Origin of the sequence: Pseudomonas capsici (assembly GCF_017165765.1) — a bacterium.
Taxonomy (GTDB): domain Bacteria; phylum Pseudomonadota; class Gammaproteobacteria; order Pseudomonadales; family Pseudomonadaceae; genus Aquipseudomonas; species Aquipseudomonas capsici.
Genome location: NZ_JAFGZD010000007.1, coordinates 259,235 through 276,352 on the forward strand (window position 1 = coordinate 259,235; position 17,118 = coordinate 276,352).

The window sequence follows — 17,118 nt, forward strand, 5'->3', positions numbered from 1 at the left end:
AGCAGTGATCAGAGATCGGCTGGCAGCGGTTGCTTGAGCCAGGTCACGGAGGCTTTTTCCAGCGCACCGTCGGCCTTGGCGGCATTGAGGATTTCGTTGACCTTGCCCAGCAGCTCAGGCTGACCCTTGTTCACGCCGACGTAGACCGGCGAGTCCTTGAGTTTCACTTTCAGGGCCGGAATGCGTTTCGGGTTGCGCTCGCTGATGGCGACCATCACCACGTTACCGCTGGCGATCAGATCGGTCTGACCCGCCAGGTAAGCGGCGATGGTCGAGTTGTTGTCTTCAAAGCGCTTGATGGTTGCGCCTTCGGGAGCGACGGCGGTCAGCTCGATGTCTTCGATAGCGCCACGGGTCACGCTGATGGTCTTGCCCTTGAGGTCACTGATTTCCTTGACTGGTGACTCGGGTGGACCGAATACCGCCAGGTAGAAAGGCGCATAGGCACGGGAGAAATCGATGACCTTCTCGCGATCCGGGTTCTTGCCGAGGCTGGAAATCACCAGATCGACCTTGCCGGTGGTCAGGAACGGGATGCGGTTGGTGCTGTTGACCGGCGTCAGCTCGAGTTTGACCTTCAGTCTGTCGGCCAGCAGTTGGGCTGTGTCGATATCCAGGCCGCGCGGTTTCATGTCCGGACCTACGGAGCCAAACGGCGGGAAGTCCTGAGGTACAGCGACTTTCAGAGTGCCGCGCGCTACGACGTCATCCAGGCCGTTGGCTTGGGCGGGGGCCTGGCTCAGCATCAGGCTGGCAAACAAGGCAGTAAGCAGTGCGCTGTAACGCTTGGTCATGGGGAATCTCCGAACGGAACGAAAGATGTTGGCCTGTCCCCCAGTGCACAGCCCATGCCATTCAGACCGTTTGGGCCATAAGTCGGGCTTTGCGGGCTGTATTTGGTCTTACTGGTCTGAACAGTTGGCGAGAGGCATGCCCTGCTTTGGCGCGCCTGAAAGCCGCGTCGCCCCAGTGCTGGGCGTCGCTTGCCGGATTATCGAGATGACGATAAAAGGAGTTTTTACTGGACTGACTGGCCTGAACAGTGATGCCGCAGAACGCCCTCGCAGTACCCGAATCGGCCCTTCGAGCCATTCGCAAACTGATTGCCGAGCAAGGCTACAAACCTGGCGACAGCCTGCCCTCGCAACGGGATCTGGCGGTGTTGCTGGGCGTCAGCCGGGCCTCGTTGCGCGAAGCCCTGTCGTCGCTCAGTGCCTTGGGAATTGTCAGCGTGCAGCCGGGCAAAGGCGTGTTCATTCAGTCGATTTCTGAACCAGAACAGCGCACGACCGGTTTTTCCTGGCCTTTCGATGCTCGGGTTTCTCCGGCCGATACCTTTCAGTTGCGTTATGCGCTGGAAGGCTTTGCCGCTGGTCTTGCCGCAGTCACCCTGACCGCCGACGAGCGGGATGTGCTGGAGGATAATGTCGAAGCCATGCGCCTGGAGTTGCGCGCCGGGGATTTCGAGGCGGCAGCCAGGCTGGATTTCGAGTTTCACCGGCATATTCTGGTCGCCAGTGGCAATCAGGCCATGCTGGGCATTGTGACGGCGGGTGCGGATATCTTCCTCGAAAGTCAGAAAATGCCTTTTATTCGTGCAGGAAGAGTCATGGAAACCTGGCAGGAACATCGCAAGATTTTGCGGGCTCTTTCCCGGCATGCCTCCGGTCCTGCGCAGAAGGCCATGCAGGAGCATATCCGTGGTGCTGCACTGCGCACGGGGATCGTCTTTGTTTCACCCGCCAGTTAAATACGGGGTTATAACCATATTCATGGGTTCCCATAGCCAGACTCAATGAGCCCCGGCTTCCTGAATGACATCAGGCCCGCTATGATGGGCGTCGTTTTTAGCCTACGACCTCGGAGATCTCCATGAGTAGCGACCTGATCAAACACGTCACCGACGCCAGCTTCGAAGCCGATGTCCTCAAGGCTGCGGGCCCTGTGCTTGTTGACTACTGGGCTGAGTGGTGCGGCCCATGCAAGATGATTGCACCCGTTCTGGACGAAATCGCCAGCACCTACGAAGGCAAGCTGACCGTTGCCAAGCTGAACATCGACGACAACCAGGAAACCCCGGCCAAGCATGGCGTGCGCGGTATCCCGACGCTGATGCTGTTCAAGGGCGGTAACGTCGAAGCCACCAAAGTGGGCGCCTTGTCCAAGTCGCAATTGGCAGCCTTCATCGACGCCAATCTTTGATGTATTTAAAGCCCCGCGAACAGCGGGGTTTTTTCTGGCTTCGTACTAGACGCCCGGAAAATCAAGTGGTACATTCGGCCCCGCAATGGATTCTCCATTGCCCCCTGCTAGCCGTCGCCGACGCTCTCCTTTTCGATTTAGTACGCGATCCTGTCGCCTTCTCTGCGGCGCGGCCTCATTAAGCCAAAAGCTTAATTTCCCTTCATACATGATTACGTCATTCCCATATGAACCTGACTGAACTCAAGCAAAAGCCGATTACCGATCTGCTCGAAATGGCCGAACAGATGGGCATAGAAAATATGGCCCGTTCGCGCAAGCAGGATGTGATTTTCTCCCTGCTGAAAAAGCATGCCAAAAGCGGCGAGGAAATTTCCGGTGATGGCGTGCTGGAGATCCTCCAGGACGGCTTCGGCTTCCTGCGCTCCGCAGACGCTTCCTATCTCGCTGGCCCGGACGATATCTACGTCTCGCCCAGCCAGATCCGTCGTTTCAACCTGCGTACCGGCGACACCATCGTTGGCAAGATCCGCCCGCCGAAAGAAGGCGAGCGTTACTTCGCACTGCTCAAGGTCGACACGATCAACTTCGATCGTCCGGAAAACGCCAAGAACAAGATTCTGTTCGAAAACCTGACGCCGCTGTTCCCGAACGTGCGCATGAAGATGGAAGCCGGTAACGGTTCCACCGAAGACCTGACCGGTCGTGTGATCGATCTGTGCGCTCCAATCGGCAAAGGCCAGCGTGGTCTGATCGTTGCTCCGCCGAAGGCGGGCAAGACCATCATGCTGCAGAACATCGCGTCGAACATCACCCGTAACAACCCGGAAGTGCACCTGATCGTTCTGCTGATCGACGAGCGTCCGGAAGAAGTGACCGAAATGCAGCGTACCGTACGCGGCGAAGTGGTTGCTTCCACGTTCGACGAGCCACCGACCCGTCACGTGCAGGTTGCCGAAATGGTGATCGAGAAGGCCAAGCGCCTGGTCGAGCACAAGAAGGACGTGGTGATCCTGCTCGACTCCATCACTCGTCTGGCTCGCGCCTACAACACCGTGATCCCAAGCTCCGGCAAGGTACTGACCGGTGGTGTCGATGCTCACGCCCTCGAGAAGCCGAAGCGTTTCTTCGGTGCTGCGCGTAACATCGAAGAAGGCGGCTCGCTGACCATCATCGCCACCGCGCTGGTTGAAACCGGCTCGAAGATGGACGAAGTGATCTACGAGGAGTTCAAGGGTACAGGCAACATGGAACTGCCTCTGGATCGCAAGATTGCAGAGAAACGTGTGTTCCCGGCCATCAACATCAACCGCTCCGGCACCCGCCGTGAAGAGCTGCTGACTGCCGATGACGAACTGCAACGCATGTGGATCCTGCGCAAGCTGCTGCATCCGATGGATGAAGTCGCTGCCATCGAGTTCCTGGTCGACAAGCTCAAGCAGACCAAGACCAACGATGAGTTCTTCCTGTCGATGAAACGCAAGTAACCGCAGGCTGAACCGCAGTAGAAGATGGCGCCCCATGGGGCGCCATTTTTGTTGGCGAACACCCAGCCTGCAGGAGCGAATTCATAGGCCGCTCCTGAACGGAATCAGGAGCGGGATTGTTCCGTTTTCACAGTTCATGGCTGCCACGAATCTGCAGAGCAGGTACGATGTGCATCTATTTGAATAAGTGGCCAGGTTAATGAAATTCAAGGACCTAAGGGATTTCGTGCAGCAGCTTGAGCAGCGCGGAGAGTTGAAACGCATTCAGATGCCTATTTCCCCTGTGCTGGAAATGACGGAAATCTGCGACCGTACGCTGCGCGCCAAAGGCCCGGCCCTGTTGTTTGAAAAGCCGGTCGGTTTTGACATCCCGGTGTTGGGCAACCTGTTCGGAACGCCGGAACGTGTCGCCATGGGCATGGGGGCCGAATCCGTCGACGAGCTGCGGGAAATCGGCAAGTTGCTGGCCTTCCTCAAGGAACCGGAGCCGCCCAAGGGCCTGAAAGACGCCTGGTCGAAGTTGCCTATCTTCAAGAAAGTCATCTCCATGGCCCCCAAAGTGGTCAAGGATGCGCCGTGCCAGGAGATTGTCATCGAAGGCGATGATGTCGATCTGAACATGCTGCCTGTCCAGACCTGCTGGCCGGGCGATGTCGCCCCGCTGATCACTTGGGGCCTGACGGTTACACGCGGTCCGAACAAGGAACGCCAGAACCTGGGCATCTATCGCCAGCAGGTGATCGGTCGCAACAAGGTCATCATGCGCTGGCTCAGCCATCGCGGCGGTGCGCTGGACTTCAAGGAATGGTGCATCAAGCATCCCGGCGAACCGTTCCCGGTGGCGGTTGCCCTGGGCGCGGACCCGGCGACCATTCTGGGGGCCGTGACGCCTGTGCCTGACAGCCTGTCCGAGTATGCGTTTGCAGGCCTGCTGCGCGGCACACGCACCGAGTTGATCAAATGCCGTGGCAACAATCTGCAAGTGCCTTCCAGTGCAGAAATCGTCCTTGAGGGCGTGATCCATCCCGGTGAAATGGCCGATGAGGGACCTTATGGCGACCACACCGGTTATTACAACGAAGTGGACAGCTTCCCGGTATTCACCGTCGAGCGCATCACTCATCGCATCAAGCCGATCTACCACAGCACTTACACTGGTCGTCCGCCTGATGAGCCGGCGATTCTGGGCGTGGCGCTGAACGAAGTGTTCGTGCCGATCCTGCAAAAGCAGTTCCCGGAAATCACCGACTTCTACCTGCCGCCCGAAGGCTGTTCCTATCGCATGGCCGTCGTGACCATGAAAAAACAGTATCCTGGCCACGCCAAGCGCGTGATGCTGGGTGTGTGGTCGTTCCTGCGACAGTTCATGTACACCAAGTTCGTTATTGTCACCGACGACGACATCAACGCCCGTGACTGGAACGACGTGATCTGGGCCATCACCACGCGCATGGACCCCAAGCGCGACACGGTGATGATCGAAAACACGCCGATCGATTACCTGGACTTCGCTTCACCGGTTTCCGGTCTGGGTTCCAAGATGGGGCTGGATGCCACGCACAAATGGCCGGGCGAAACCACGCGTGAGTGGGGCCGGACTATCGTCAAGGACGAGGCGACGACACGTCGGGTCGATGAAATCTGGAATCAACTGGGAATAGATTGATGCGTGTAACGTTGCAGCCGTCGGGTGCAGTGCTGGAAACCCTGCCGGGCGAGCGGATTCTCGATGCTGCACAGCGTCTGGGTTATGAGTGCCCGCAAAGCTGTCGCAATGGCAATTGCCATGTCTGCTCGGCGCTGCTGGTAAAGGGGCGTGTAAAGCAGGCCAGCGATGAGCTGACCCACGGTGAAATCTACACCTGCCTGGCCGAGCCGCTGGAAACCTGCGAAGTGCTCTGGGATGCGGTTCTGCCTCTTGGCCAACTGCCGGTACGCAAGTTCGCCTGCCAGCTCAGCGAATGCGTGGAAGTGGGCGGCGATGTCTGGCGGGTCGGCCTGCGGGCGCCAGCTGGCAAGCTGCCACGCTATCACGCCGGGCAATACCTGATGATCGAGCGCGAGAACGGCGAAAAGTCAGCCTTCTCGCTGGCGTCGGCGCCGCACAGGGGGCGTGATCTGGAATTGCACGTGCTGGTCCGTGAGGCCAGCGCCCGCACGCTGATCGAACAGCTTCAGCGCAATGCAATGGCACGAGTCGAACTGCCTTTTGGCGACACCCATCTTGCCGATCTGCCCGACGGCCCGCTGGTCCTGATTGCCGCCGGTACGGGCATGGCACAGATGAGCAGCCTGATCGAGCATTGTCGTGCCAAGGGCTTCAGCCATCCGGTGCATCTGTATTGGGGCGTGCGCCGTCCCGAGGATTTTTACGAAATCCGTCAGTGGGACGAATGGGCAACGCTACCCAACCTGTTCCTGCACAAGGTCGTCAGTGATCTTTGCGGTTGGGAAGGGCGCTGCGGGATGTTGCATGAAGCCGTCCGCGATGACATCCGCGACCTGTCCTCGATCCATGTCTATGCAAGCGGCTCGCCGGCCATGATCTACGCGACCCTGGATGCTCTGGTCGGTGCCGGAATGGACCCTCATCAGATGCGTGCCGACGTTTTTGCCTACGCACCGCGCTCATAACTTCTGACTGGCGGCCTTGTAACCGGATTGCAATTTTTTTCATTCGCTTATAGCTTATGGCGATGAAAAGCATCGCCAGTTGCAGCTGGCAATACAGGCTCGGTCCTGTAGTAGCACCCGTACCGCGATACCTTGAAGCCGCTTATCCATGAGCGGGTCCTCAGGGCTCGGTTGACTGACAGTCAGACTGTCAGGGAGGCAAATGGACAATCCAGTCAATGAGTTGGCGGCGGCCGTGCATGACGGCCTTGGTCTGAAATATCCGCCAGTAATCGATCTTGGCCCGCAACTCACCCGCGAGCAACTGCTCGCCTCAATGAACGCCACTCTGCGTCGCCACAAGGGCGGCCCTGTCTGGCTGTTCGCTTATGGCTCGCTGATCTGGCGCCCGGAATGCAAGGCAGTCGAGCGTCAGCGCGCACGGGTTCATGGCTATCACCGTGGCTTGTACCTGTGGTCCCACGAACATCGGGGCACGCCGGAGGTGCCAGGTCTGGTATTCGGTCTGGACCGTGGCGGTTCCTGCACGGGATTCGCCTATCGCTTGCCGGATGAATGCCTTGAAGAATCCCTGTTCGCGCTCTGGCAGCGCGAGATGCCTTATCCCTCGTATCGCCCGCACTGGCTGAGCTGCCGTCTTGAAGATGGCACACAGGTGCAGGCTCTGGGATTTGTGCTGGAGCGGCATTTGCCCAGCTATGCGGGCAACCTGCCGGACAGTGTGCTGAGCCAGGTGCTGGCCAGCGCGAGCGGGCGGTATGGCACGACCCGCGATTACGTCGAGCAGACCGCCAACGCCCTGCGCAGCCACGCCATGCCAGATCTGAATCTGGAGGCGCGGCTCAAGCGTTGCCGGTCCAAGCCGGTTGCGCTGTGACTCAGGCTTCCCGAGACGTGCTGGCAACCTGTTTGTGACGTAGCGTCGGTGCAAGGAACGCCATGGCCAGGATGCACGCGCCGATCAGCAGCACGAAACCGCCATCCCAGCCGAAGTGGTCAACGGTGTAGCCCATTGCCGCGCTTGCCGCGACCGAGCCGCCCAGGTAACCGAACAGCCCGGTGAAGCCTGCCGCAGTACCGGCTGCTTTCTTGGGTGCCAGTTCCAGTGCCTGCAGACCGATCAGCATCACCGGGCCGTAGATCAGGAAGCCGATGGAAACCAGAGCGATCATGTCGACGGTCGGGTTGCCTTCCGGGTTCAGCCAGTACACCAGCGTGGCGACGGTCACCAGGAACATGAACACCATGCCGGTCAGGCCGCGGTTGCCCTTGAAGATCTTGTCCGACATCCAGCCACACAGTAGCGTGCCCGGAATACCGGCCCACTCGTACAGGAAGTAGGCCCATGAAGTCTTGTCGACCGTGAAATGCTTGGCCTCTTTGAGGTAGGTCGGTGCCCAGTCCAGCACGCCATAGCGCAACAGATAAACGAACACGTTGGCCAAGGCGATGTACCACAGCAGTTTGTTGCGCAGCACGTATTTGACGAAGATTTCCCTGGCGCTGAATTCTTCTTCATGGCTGGCATCGTAGCCTTCCGGATAATCGTTCTTGTAATGCTCGATGGGCGGCAGGCCAACCGATTGCGGAGTGTCGCGCATGGTCGCGAAAGCGAAGACCGCTACCATCAGGGCAACGGCTGCCGGCACATAGAATGCGGCGTGCCAGTCGTTGGTCCAGCCCATGCCCAGCAGGAACAGCGGGCCGATCAGGCCGCCGCCCACGTTATGCGCCACGTTCCAGACCGACACTACACCGCCGCGCTCTTTCTGCGACCACCAGTGCACCATCGTCCGTCCGCTCGGCGGCCAGCCCATGCCTTGCGCCCAGCCGTTGATGAACAGCAGCACAAACATGATCGTGACACTGGACGTCGCCCAGGGCGCGAAACCGAAAATGAACATCACCCCGGCCGACACCAGCAGCCCGAACGGCAGGAAATAGCGCGGGTTGGAACGATCCGAAACCAGCCCCATCAGGAATTTCGACAAGCCATAGGCAATCGCGATGGCCGACATGGCCACCCCCAACTGACCGCGCGTATAGCCTTCTTCGATCAGGTAAGGCATGGCCAGGGAGAAGTTCTTGCGCAGCAGGTAGTAACCGGCGTAGCCGATGAAAATACCGGCGAAGATCTGCCAGCGCAGACGGCGGTAAGTGCTGTCGACCTTTTCTTCGGGTAGGGGTGCCAAGTGCTTGGCAGGACGGAAAAACGCAAACATGCAGACGCTCCGGGTTTTTATTTTTTGCGAAAGCGAATGTTACATTTTCGTTACAGAAAAAAGCAGTACTTTTCTAGAGGCCGTGTAGGAAATGTGAGGTTGATCGTGTTCTTTTGTGAACATTAGGAGGTGGGACGTTGATGATCTAGTGCTGGCTATCTGTTAGGAGGCTTGATCTTCATCGTATTGAGCGATGTCCATCTGTTCTCTCATCAGGTTCCCGGCACGACGTTCCAGATGTGTAAGGTCGTGCGCGAGAGGTCTGTAAGGCTTTTTTGACAAGCCGATTTTTCGCTATTTGTAGATCACATCCTGGGGTTCGATTTTCAAGTAACCCTTGAAGTCAAAGCCTTGTTCATCCTTTTTCAGAAAATGCTCCAGTGTTCTTACAGAGGTTGCTTCTGCATCGGTTTTCAATGCGCCAGTTAATGGTGTACCTGTTCTTTTTGCTGCCGCTTGGTAAGCGGCAAGTACGAAATGTGAGCAAAATGCGCCCTGGATTCGGGGCGTGTTTTCAAACGCTTGGTCTCCATATTTGTCGCTCGCATCCTTGGCGCCACTCTTGAAATTGGAGTTTCTTACGACGCTCAATACACATTTGAGTTTTGAATAAGGAATCGTCTTGTCTTCGCTCCAGACTTGTCCAATCTGTGCAGCCCAGTCGCCCAGATTTTTATCCTTGGGCGAGTACACCTTGTACAAACCTTGTTGCACTGGACCTGAAGATGACGAAAGTTGAGTTCCACCTCGCATCTCTACGATCTCTGATTCGCCTTTTCCTTTTGCCTCGACCTTGCCCGGATTGTTTGGTGTTTTCGACCACATGACGGCATGTACCAGAGCCGAGTCGCCTCTGTTATGGCGCAGTAGAGAAAGAGAAGGTAAAAGCTGGCCGGTTTTTATTATTTTATGAGTGAGTGTTGTGTTGTCAGGTTGATCCATCAATATGAGAATGTCTCCTGCTGACAGATCGCTTTTTTTAAGCTTTTCATTGAAGACGGCTGTGGTGCCCTGTACACCACTTGCTCCTCGTTTGGTGCGATCCTTCAGCTCAGGATTTGCGTCTTGAGCAGAGGTCCTGCTTGTGGAAGCTCCAGCAGTTCCTGTGGTTGTCGGTGGGCTTGATTCGGCCAGATAGCCAGATAAAGGTGTATGAGTGTTTCCAACGCGCATGACAGTTCTCCATAGTTATTTCTACGCGTTGTAGGTGGTTCTTCCACGTCCAGTGGTTCCTTTTATGAAAGTGGAATTTATTTCTTTTTATTTTGAAATGCTCGGAAGTGATTTCCTGTTGAATTCGGGCTGTTGGTAGGTCGTAGCAGAGTTGTTTTCCTTGCGATGGTATTGTTGGGCTTTCGCAAATAAAACGGAACGCCGCCCGGTTGCTCCTACAACTTTCGTAGAAGCGAATCCATTCGCGAAGACTCAGGCCGCTGCCTGGCTCATCTTCAGGACCTCATCAAAATGAGCGCTGTCGGACAGGTTCGCATGCGGCTGGAGCACCTCATGAAACGCCGTGATCGCCACCTCGATGCTTGTACCAAGATTGCTCAGTGCCAATGTGATCTGCTGACTGGTTTCTGGTCCTGGAGTCCACGCTACCGATTGATTGGTAACCTGCGGTTGGTTATGACGTGTGGCCAGTGCTTGTGCAGCCTCCTCGACCTGACGGCGTGCAAGCGCCAGAGCGGCCTGTTTTGCTTCTTCGATCTGACGTCTGGCCAGTTCGCGAGCCTCTTCTTCGGCTTTGATCCGCGCAGCCTCTTCAGCGGCGCGTTGAGCCTGGAGACGAGCGACTTCGGCGGCCTGGCGTTGCGCTTGCTCGGCTACAAGTCGGGCTTCAATCTCCTTCATCCTGGGCTTGAGCTCATTCAGGAAACGGTTGGATTCCAAAAAGAAATGAGCATTAATACTCATGGAGTAGGGATCCATTGATCGTATACCCGGCATATTGCGAAGTTGTTCGCTGAGTTCCAGATCCTCCTTGCTCCAGGGTGTTCCACCAAAATTTGCAACTGCCGCATCAACGTGTTCTTGCGCCAACCCTGCACGTTTGCTGTTAATGAGTTGATCGGTAGAATTGTAATATTGCCTGATGATTTGCAGTTCACTGAGTCCGTTCGTGTTGCCAGCTTGTGCGGTCAGTTCTGCTTTTAGAAAGCTCGGCAGTTTATGAAGATGGTGTTGAAGTTCTTCCATGATTTCTTACTCCTGTCTGAAGGTTGTCATTAGTCATTGATGGTTATCGGATTTCTTGAATCCTGGTTTTCCGTTCTGAGCGCGCCATTCTCTTACGGTTTCCAGAATGCCCTGATTGGTGGGGACTTCTGCGTAATAAATCAAATCTGACCCGTCAGGGTGCTCCGTTATTTCTTTAAAATGGTCCAATAAAAATCTCGTGTGTCTTTCAAATTCTTTCCCTGGGAGGTTTCTAGGGTTGGTGAATTCGTTGATAAGTTCTAGGAACTCTTGCTCTGTGTAATCTTCGAGTTTTCTTTTGAGGTTCATTGCAGTCTCCTGTGATGTTCAATGTGCTGTTTGGGGGGAAGTACCCTCAAGTTGTCAATGTCGTAAACAGCTCCGCCGTTTGCTATTTCATGCTGATGATGAATTTCAAATGTTTTTCGTCTCCCCACTTGATCAGCCTGCTTTGGTTGGGGAGCGCGTCCTGACTTCATAAGCTCAAGGTTGTAAGGATTAAATTGCTTCTGAAGCTCTGGGTCACTGGCTATCGCCTTCCAGATTTCTTCTCGTAATCTGCCAAAACTACTGAACTGCCTGTCCCGCAACTGATCCGCAATCTGCGAAGGAATGGGAGCTCCTTGCGCGCGGGTGCTTTCGCCTAGCCAAGTACCTGTTACCGGTTTTCCGTATCCTGTCGCGACCCCCGGAATAGTTCGCGGGTCCTTGAAAAGCAGATACGTGTCAGGCAGGCCGGAGCCTGGCGGGAATACCAGGATGTAATCGTCGGGGTCGTCATTGACGAAGCTCGGCAGTTCGTCAACGCGGGTGCCCTGTGGCGATACATCCACGCCTGGGTCGACCGGCAAGACCGGTTTCTGGCCTGGAAAACGGGTGGAGCTGTCTGCCGGTTGCTCAATTGGAGTCCAGACCAATGCTGGCCGGGTATCGCCGTCACGAATGAATTCGTAGGTATTGTTCTGAGCGTTGTATGTGAAATGTCGGACACGAACTTTGGTGCCGACTTTTACGCCGTCCGCTGCCACCCACTTGGCGACCGATTGTTGCCCGTCATCTTCCATGACCAGCCGTTGCGGAACATCGATGCTGCCCTTGACGCTGGCAACGTATTCCATGTCCACATCAGGTGGCAGGTTGAGTTGCGAAACCGGGCTTGCAACGATGGTGGCTGTGCGTTCGGCATCGCCTAACGTTGGCGAGTACAGTGCCAAGGCAACTCCGGGGTTAAGCTTCAGTCGGTTGATTGCCGTTTTGATGAATATCTCTTTAGCGATCTGCCCGGCCTTTTCCAGAGCTTCGGAGGGACTTGAGGTGCTCGATGGGGTGATTGCCGACCACAAGCGCTCGGCGCCTGCTCGTGGTGATGGAGCGGTGTTCTGGCGGGCTTGAGACACCCGGGCATGGTGCTCGGATAACTCTGTGGAACGCTGTTCCAGAAATGCTGCCGATTCGGCGAGCAGCCTGGCTTCATGTTCATTGTTGACGGCATCCGTCCAGGCCTGATGGGTTTCTTGAGCTCGCTGCGGATCGCCCTGGCTGCGGGATTCCAGGTAGTGGCGATACTGCTCCGGTGTGCTGGCCGACAGTGCTTCGCCATGCGTCAGTGTTTTGAGGTTGCGTTGTTCAAGCTCGGCCTGTTTGCCGGCCAGCAGATAGTTGATCCGGGACTTTTCCTGAAGGATCAGATCCGCAAGCTGTTGACTGGTCGGGTTGCCCGTCAGGGGGGCGAGGTCAGTTTGAATCTCGTCTAGCAGCGTTGCAGGCAGCTCTTGTGTGGTCTGTTCGTAGCGCAGGGCAAGATCAGATTTGACTACCTGTTGAGTCTGGGTGAGGTCGTTGATTGTTTGCCTATACGCCTGCTCACGCTGTGCCTGAGCGGCGGCTTGAGCGCGTGCTTGTTCTGCGGCTTGTGCTTGAGCATGAGCCTGAGCGCGTGCCTGCTGTTCAGCCTGGGCTTGGGCTTCTGCAGCCGCTCTAGCCTGAGCGGCCTGTTGCCGGGCTTGAGCATGTAATCGTCGACGCCGTTTTCTACGTTTTGAAGAGCCCGTATTAGTGAAACTTCGATCAAAGAATCCGGTATTTTGAGGCGCAGGGTTGCTACTGGGGGATATATTTACCGTTCCGGTTGTAGTGTCATGTAATACGTTGGTTTGTCGCTTCCTTCGTGTAGCCATACAGTTCTCCTTGTTTGTATGGCTGAACGTTACGAATTTGATGGTGGGTGGTGCGGTATATGTATGTTGTTTTTAGAGTGGGTTGTGACTTAAGTGTCTGTCAGGTTTTTTGGAGGGCAATAAATATTTATTAATGGTTATAATTTCGCCGCACTAGTTGTAGGGGCGAATTTATTCGTGAGCTGGACAGTGAGAACACCGCCGATTTGCCTGTTTAACTTCATGACTTTCCGATTTTAAAAATGCTCACCTGAGTCACCCTTGCAGCGACCCAGGTTTAACCTGCTTTTAACCAATCGATACCACCACCTTCCCCACCGCACTCCTTTTCCCCAACACCTCAATCGCTTCGGCCCCTCTTTCCAGCGGATAAACCTGCGATACCAGCGGTTTCAACTTTCCTTCTGCATACCAATCGAACAATTGCTTGAAGTTCGCGGCATTTTCTTGGGGTTGTCTTTGCGCGAAAGAACCCCAGAACACGCCCACTACGGATGCGCCTTTTAATAGCGCGAGGTTTACGGGTAGTTCGGGGATGTGGCCGCTGGCGAAGCCGACGACCAGCAGGCGGCCGTTCCAGGCGATGGAGCGTATGGCCTGGTCGAAGAGGTCGCCGCCGACCGGGTCGTAGATGACGTCGACGCCGTTGCCTGCTGTCAGGCGTTTCACTTCGTCCTTGAGGCTGGTTTCGCTGTAGTTGATGAGCTCGTCTGCACCGGCATTTCTGGCAACTTCAAGTTTTTCGGCGCTGCTGGCGGCGGCAATGACGCGAGCCCCCAGGGCTTTGCCGATTTCCACGGCGGCGAGGCCCACGCCGCCCGAGGCGCCGAGCACCAGCAGGGTTTCGCCGGGTTGCAGGTTGGCGCGTTGTTTGAGGGCGTGCATGGAGGTGCCGTAGGTCATGCTGAAAGCGGCGGCGGTGGTGAAGTCCATGGCTTCGGGAATCGGCAGTACGTTGTAGCCCGGTACCGCAACCTGCTCGGCGAAGCTGCCCCAACCGGTGAGGGCCATGACCCGGTCGCCGGGTTTGAGGTGGGTTATCTTTTCACCGACCTGCGAGATGATGCCTGCTGCTTCGCCGCCCGGTGAAAAGGGGAAAGGCGGCTTGAACTGGTATTTGCCTTCGATGATCAGCGTGTCCGGGAAGTTGACGCCCGCAGCCTGTACATCGAGCAGGATTTCGTTCTTCTTGATAGCGGGGCTGTCGACGTTTTCCAGGGTCAGGGTGTCGGCAGGACCGAAGGCTTTGCACAGCAGGGCTTTCATCGGGCTATTCCTTTTCCGGTAATGGCCGATAAGGTCGGATATGCAGGTTTTCGGGTCAATGAGCATGGCCCGGCCTTATAAGCGTGTATAAGCTGTAACCTACGCGGCAACCCGTATTGAGGAGTGGACTGTGAAAGCGTGGATCTTGATGTTGTTGGCCTTGTCGCTGCCTGCCCTGGCGCAGGAAGAAGCCAAAGAAGGCGAGGGCGCAGAGCCCAAGGCGGCCTATGTTTCCCTGACACCTCCGTTTGTGGGCAACTATGCCCTTGATGGCGGGCCGAAGTTGCGCGTCTACAAGGCCGATATCGCCCTGCGCGTTACCGGTGCCGATGCCCAGACGGCGGTCAAGCGCAATGACCCGCTGATCCGTAATCTGCTGGTTGCCCTGTTTACCCAGCAGACTGTCGACTCCATGAGCAGCGCCGATGCGAAGGAAAAGATTCGTCAGGAAGCACTCAAGCAGGTCCAGCAAGTGATGACCAGCGAAGAGGGCAAGCCGATCGTCGAAGACTTGCTGTTCAACAACTTTATCGTTCAGTAACGTCCTTCAGCGCAGTGCCAGGATCGCCGACCATTGTTCGGCGGTCACCAGCATGACCGAGAGTCGGCTGCCTTTTTGCACCAGAGGCAGTTGCTCGAGCGCCGCCTGTTGTTTCAGGTAACCCAGCCCCAGCACTTTCGGGAAGATCTCCACGAAGGCGACATCGATTGCGCTCCATGGGTTCTTTTCGGCGCTGGCCTTGGCGTCGAAGTAGTGACTTTCCGGCTCAAGGGCCGTGGGGTCAGCGTAGGCGGCTTCGATAATCCTGCCGATTCCGGCAATTCCCGGCTCCGGGCAACTGGAGTGATAGAAAAAGAACTCGTCTCCCACCGACATGCTGCGCATGAAATTGCGGGCCTGATAGTTGCGCACGCCATCCCAGCGGGCTTTGCCGAGGCGTTGCAGGTCACTGATCGAGAGTTCGTCGGGTTCTGACTTCATCAGCCAATAGGCCATTGGGTGTTCTCCATGGGAATACACAACATCGGGATGTTTTTATGACAAACCGACAGTCGGTTGGCGCCACTATTTGCGTACTGGTTCACGTTATCGCAAAATGCCGCCTTTTTAAGCACCCTGCTGTTACATGGCCTTTACGAGAGCGGCTGTTGGCAGCGTATTGATTTGTCGAAGGAGGGCAGTCAATGAAACGCAAGCCGGATTTACTGTGGGTTTTAGTGGCGTTGTTCGGCTTGGGTATCGTGACTACCGGTTATGCGCAGAGCCTGTGGGCCAACAAGGTGGATGCACCTGTCGAGATCACTCAGCAGCAACAAAAGGTGCCCGGGCGGCATTGATGTTTTAAGCTTCTTTCTTTTCCGGGGGCTATGCCTGTAGCTCCCGTCGCGTCACTTCTCTTCTTCCTGTTGTGCCAGATACCAGCGGCTGTCCGATACCGTGCCTTGCAGCGGAACATCCCAGCTTGCCTGCGCGAGCCGTTCGACTTTCTGACACTCATGGGCCAGGCCCAGCAGCAGCGGTTTTTTCCAGGTCTTTCTGCGTGCCAGATACGCCAGGCTGCGGTCATAGAAACCGCCGCCCATTCCCAGGCGTCCGCCTTCGTCATCGAATCCGACCAGAGGCATCAGGATCAGATCCAGTGCCCAGATCCTGCGTTGCCGTGCGCGATTGATGCGCGGTTCCGGGATGCGAAAACGGTTGGGGATGAATTTCTCGCCAGGGCGCACGCGCTGGAAAACCATCTTGGTACGTGGCCAGGCATCGAGCACCGGCAGGTAAGTCGCCTTGCCCCGACGTTGGGCGGCCCGCAGCAAAAGCCGTGGATCGATCTCGCCGTCCATGGGCAGGTAGAGCGAGACATGACGGGCGCGGCGAAACAGGGGATGTTGTGCCAGTTGGCGATACAGGCCCAGAGCGGCAGCGCGTTGCTGGCCGGGAGTCAACGCACGACGCGCCTTGCGTAGCTGGCGGCGCAGTTGCGGGCGTGTGAGTGTCGGGTTGCTGGTCATGAACGCAAGGTCATGCAGGCTGATCCGTGAGGTTGAAACCGGAGACGGAATCGACATTGCCAGACAGCGGGACTGGCAATGGATTGAATTGGGACTCCCCGACGAACCGCTGTCGGTGTAGCCCTTGAACCCGAAAGTTCAAGGTGGTGATTGCAGGAGGTCTTAAGGCTTTCCGTCAAGCGGACATGCACACCGACCCCAACGTGCAACCCCCGTGGTTGTGCGTATCGGCTCAGGGACATGACCGACTGGCAAGCACTCCAGGGAGCGGCGCAAGTATACAGAAATGACCGGAAATAATCAGCCTCGAGGTGAATCGGGTGTTGCCGGAGTGTTTGTGGACAGCTCCAGATCGACTCTTTCCAGCAGGTCGCGCACCTTTTCGCGGGTCGAACCGCTGGTTTGCACGTCAGGCAGATTCTGTTTGTGCAGCAGGTCGTGAGTGATGTTCAGGGCAGCCATGACCGCAATGCGGTCTGCGCCGATCACTTTGCCGCTGCTGCGGATTTCACGCATCTTGCCATCCAGGTAGCGGGCGGCGCTGACCAGGTTGGTGCGCTCTTCCTGAGGGCAAATGATCGAATATTCCTTGTCGAGGATTTGAACGGTAACGCTGTTGCCATTACTCATGAGTCTTGCTCCAGGGCCTTGAGGCGCGAAATCATGGACTCGACCTTCTGCCGGGCGATTTCGTTCTTTTCAATGAGGTGGGCGCGTTCCTCGCGCCAGGATTTTTCCTGAGCTAATAGGAGTGCATTTTGGCTTTTAAGTTGCTCGGTGTGCTTGAGCAGCAATTCGAGCCGGTTCATCAGGGCTTGCAGATCGGTGTCTTCCATTGTTTTCCACTGAATACTTTCTGATGAATGGCACGCAGTCAGGTAACGCCACTGCCTCTAACCGCCGTGTTGATGATCTTGTTGC

The 17,118-nt window shown here is 56.4% G+C and carries 19 protein-coding genes and 1 other RNA gene; 8 read left to right on the forward strand and 12 right to left on the reverse strand.

Annotated features, from left to right (window positions below; genetic code table 11):
- Positions 1–8: 8 nt before the first annotated feature.
- Positions 9–794, reverse strand: coding sequence for a transporter substrate-binding domain-containing protein (locus JSY17_RS12605; RefSeq protein WP_117163713.1), 786 nt, complete (start codon positions 792–794; stop codon positions 9–11).
- 251 nt (positions 795–1,045) lie between these two features.
- Between JSY17_RS12605 and JSY17_RS12610 the strand changes: the two genes are divergently transcribed.
- The 6 genes from JSY17_RS12610 (at position 1,046) to JSY17_RS12635 (ending at position 7,200) form a co-directional block, all read left to right on the forward strand.
- The gene (locus JSY17_RS12610) at positions 1,046–1,750 is read left to right on the forward strand and encodes a FadR/GntR family transcriptional regulator (protein ID WP_117163712.1); all 705 of its coding nucleotides are present in this window, start codon (positions 1,046–1,048) and stop codon (positions 1,748–1,750) included.
- Positions 1,751–1,872: 122 nt separating this feature from the next.
- Positions 1,873–2,202, forward strand: coding sequence for a thioredoxin TrxA (gene trxA / locus JSY17_RS12615; RefSeq protein ID WP_117163711.1), 330 nt, complete (start codon positions 1,873–1,875; stop codon positions 2,200–2,202).
- Positions 2,203–2,429: 227 nt separating this feature from the next.
- Positions 2,430–3,689, forward strand: coding sequence for a transcription termination factor Rho (rho, locus tag JSY17_RS12620; RefSeq protein WP_025257997.1), 1,260 nt, complete (start codon positions 2,430–2,432; stop codon positions 3,687–3,689).
- 199 nt (positions 3,690–3,888) lie between these two features.
- Positions 3,889–5,355: a 4-hydroxy-3-polyprenylbenzoate decarboxylase gene (gene ubiD, locus JSY17_RS12625; protein WP_206401839.1), complete on the forward strand. Its 1,467-nt coding sequence runs from the start codon at positions 3,889–3,891 to the stop codon at positions 5,353–5,355.
- Positions 5,355–6,323 (forward strand): CDP-6-deoxy-delta-3,4-glucoseen reductase, encoded by a 969-nt coding sequence (locus JSY17_RS12630; protein ID WP_206401841.1) that lies wholly within the window; start codon positions 5,355–5,357, stop codon positions 6,321–6,323. Before ubiD ends, JSY17_RS12630 begins: the two co-directional genes overlap by 1 nt.
- A gap of 202 nt (positions 6,324–6,525) precedes the next feature.
- Positions 6,526–7,200: a gamma-glutamylcyclotransferase gene (locus JSY17_RS12635; RefSeq protein ID WP_117163708.1), complete on the forward strand. Its 675-nt coding sequence runs from the start codon at positions 6,526–6,528 to the stop codon at positions 7,198–7,200.
- 1 nt (position 7,201) lies between these two features.
- Here JSY17_RS12635 and glpT read toward each other — a convergent pair whose 3' ends face one another.
- The 6 genes from glpT to JSY17_RS12665 form a co-directional block, all read right to left on the reverse strand.
- A complete protein-coding gene (gene glpT / locus JSY17_RS12640) occupies positions 7,202–8,545 on the reverse strand; it encodes a glycerol-3-phosphate transporter (RefSeq protein ID WP_117163707.1) in 1,344 nt (447 codons plus the stop codon).
- A 294-nt stretch (positions 8,546–8,839) separates the two neighbouring features.
- The gene (locus JSY17_RS25680; RefSeq protein WP_232849421.1) at positions 8,840–9,718 is read right to left on the reverse strand and encodes a hypothetical protein; all 879 of its coding nucleotides are present in this window, start codon (positions 9,716–9,718) and stop codon (positions 8,840–8,842) included.
- Positions 9,719–9,970: 252 nt separating this feature from the next.
- Positions 9,971–10,744: a cell envelope integrity protein TolA gene (locus JSY17_RS12650; protein WP_206401843.1), complete on the reverse strand. Its 774-nt coding sequence runs from the start codon at positions 10,742–10,744 to the stop codon at positions 9,971–9,973.
- A gap of 33 nt (positions 10,745–10,777) precedes the next feature.
- Positions 10,778–11,053 (reverse strand): bacteriocin immunity protein, encoded by a 276-nt coding sequence (locus tag JSY17_RS12655; protein ID WP_117182627.1) that lies wholly within the window; start codon positions 11,051–11,053, stop codon positions 10,778–10,780.
- Complete coding sequence (locus JSY17_RS12660; RefSeq protein ID WP_206401844.1) at positions 11,050–12,921, reverse strand: S-type pyocin domain-containing protein; 1,872 nt, start codon at positions 12,919–12,921, stop codon at positions 11,050–11,052. The genes JSY17_RS12655 and JSY17_RS12660 overlap by 4 nt, the downstream gene beginning before the upstream one ends.
- Before the next feature lie 288 nt (positions 12,922–13,209).
- Complete coding sequence (locus tag JSY17_RS12665; protein WP_206401845.1) at positions 13,210–14,187, reverse strand: NADPH:quinone oxidoreductase family protein; 978 nt, start codon at positions 14,185–14,187, stop codon at positions 13,210–13,212.
- Positions 14,188–14,317: 130 nt separating this feature from the next.
- Between JSY17_RS12665 and JSY17_RS12670 the strand changes: the two genes are divergently transcribed.
- On the forward strand, positions 14,318–14,728 hold the full coding sequence (locus tag JSY17_RS12670; RefSeq protein WP_206401846.1) for a flagellar basal body-associated protein FliL: 411 nt from the start codon (positions 14,318–14,320) through the stop codon (positions 14,726–14,728).
- Positions 14,729–14,734: 6 nt separating this feature from the next.
- On the opposite strand, the gene JSY17_RS12675 is transcribed toward JSY17_RS12670, so the two are convergent.
- A complete protein-coding gene (locus JSY17_RS12675; protein WP_206401847.1) occupies positions 14,735–15,184 on the reverse strand; it encodes an EVE domain-containing protein in 450 nt (149 codons plus the stop codon).
- A 188-nt stretch (positions 15,185–15,372) separates the two neighbouring features.
- Here JSY17_RS12675 and JSY17_RS12680 point away from each other — a divergent pair, with 188 nt between their 5' ends.
- Positions 15,373–15,525, forward strand: a complete 153-nt coding sequence (locus tag JSY17_RS12680) for a hypothetical protein (protein ID WP_038399728.1) — start codon at positions 15,373–15,375, stop codon at positions 15,523–15,525.
- A gap of 51 nt (positions 15,526–15,576) precedes the next feature.
- Here JSY17_RS12680 and JSY17_RS12685 read toward each other — a convergent pair whose 3' ends face one another.
- The 4 genes from JSY17_RS12685 to JSY17_RS12700 form a co-directional block, all read right to left on the reverse strand.
- Complete coding sequence (locus JSY17_RS12685) at positions 15,577–16,197, reverse strand: 5-formyltetrahydrofolate cyclo-ligase (RefSeq protein WP_117163699.1); 621 nt, start codon at positions 16,195–16,197, stop codon at positions 15,577–15,579.
- Between the two features lie 91 nt (positions 16,198–16,288).
- Positions 16,289–16,467: non-coding RNA, 6S RNA (ssrS, locus tag JSY17_RS12690), on the reverse strand.
- A gap of 30 nt (positions 16,468–16,497) precedes the next feature.
- Positions 16,498–16,827 (reverse strand): cell division protein ZapA, encoded by a 330-nt coding sequence (locus JSY17_RS12695; protein ID WP_117163698.1) that lies wholly within the window; start codon positions 16,825–16,827, stop codon positions 16,498–16,500.
- Positions 16,824–17,033: a TIGR02449 family protein gene (locus tag JSY17_RS12700; RefSeq protein ID WP_117163697.1), complete on the reverse strand. Its 210-nt coding sequence runs from the start codon at positions 17,031–17,033 to the stop codon at positions 16,824–16,826. The genes JSY17_RS12695 and JSY17_RS12700 overlap by 4 nt, the downstream gene beginning before the upstream one ends.
- Positions 17,034–17,118: the final 85 nt, after the last annotated feature.